Source organism: Acinetobacter sp. YH16051, assembly GCF_013417135.1.
Taxonomy (GTDB): Bacteria; Pseudomonadota; Gammaproteobacteria; order Pseudomonadales; family Moraxellaceae; genus Acinetobacter; species Acinetobacter towneri.
In genome coordinates this window covers 1-1058 of sequence record NZ_VPEN01000156.1, presented here as the reverse complement: position 1 = coordinate 1058, position 1058 = coordinate 1, and the positions used below count along the sequence as shown (strand labels likewise).

The following is a 1058-nucleotide window of genomic DNA, read 5'->3' as shown; positions in this document are numbered from 1 at the left end:
GTCACAGCATCTTTCTAAGCACAACGTAGATCAGGCATTAGAAATCTATAAAGCCCTAGATAAAGTAAACGAATATGAATCCCATGAACTTGCTTTAGTCAAAACGATTCAATCGTGGTCCCTTGACCAGGGCGAGAGTAAATTAATGCTTGCTCACTCAAATCGTGATGTAAACGAGCTAAATTTTATGGCTCGATCTATCTTGATTAAAGACGGTAAGCTTTCTGCAGAAAGTCATAAGGTCAGCACCTATAAAGGTGAAATTGATCTAGCGCTAGGCGATAAGATTGTATTTAAAAAGAATGATAAGCACCTGAATGTTTCAAATGGTGAAACAGCTAAGGTTATTGGCTTTGAGCTAGATAAACAGCAAAATATTAAAAGCATGATGGTTGAATCAGATCAGGGCGGGAAAATATCAAAAATTGATTTAGACAGCTATAAGCACTTTAAACATGGCTATGCCAATACGATTCATTCATCACAAGGTATGACGGTTGAAAACGCCTATATCCTTGCCAGTGAGAATATGAACGCTAATTTAACCTATGTTGCACTAACACGGCACAAGGGCAATGTAGAGCTAAATTACAGTGCTACTGCATTCAATCAGGATGAAAAAACGTGGGTCAGAAATTCTGAAGGGAAGTATCAAGAAAAAGAACTCACACCGTTTTATAACTTGAAACGTACTTTAGGACGTACCGAAGTTAAGAGCTTTACAACGGATTATTCAGTCGTACAGGCAAAAGATGAACTTATAAAGAACTATATTCGTGATCATCGAAATAGCCTTGATGATCAGCGGGAATTGTATAACTTGAATAGCACATTTAAGGCAATTACTACGCCAGACAAGCATTTCAGCGAAAAGGAAATCATTGAAGAAGTGCGAAATAGCCTAAGATCAAAAGCTTTACTGGGGGATGAGATCGTAAGGTTTAACGGTCAAATGAACATTGCCAAAGGTGAACAGCTCCAGTTAGATCAAGAACTCACTTTAAAGACCGGCTTTTTTAAGAAAGAACATTTTGAGAAAGATACACCGCTTCAGGTCA

Annotated in this window: 1 pseudogene; it reads left to right on the top strand. The window is 37.9% G+C overall.

The annotated features are described in order from the left end of the window. Nucleotides 1–1058, top strand: a pseudogene (locus FTV41_RS15035) (conjugal transfer protein TraA); the annotation flags it as partial.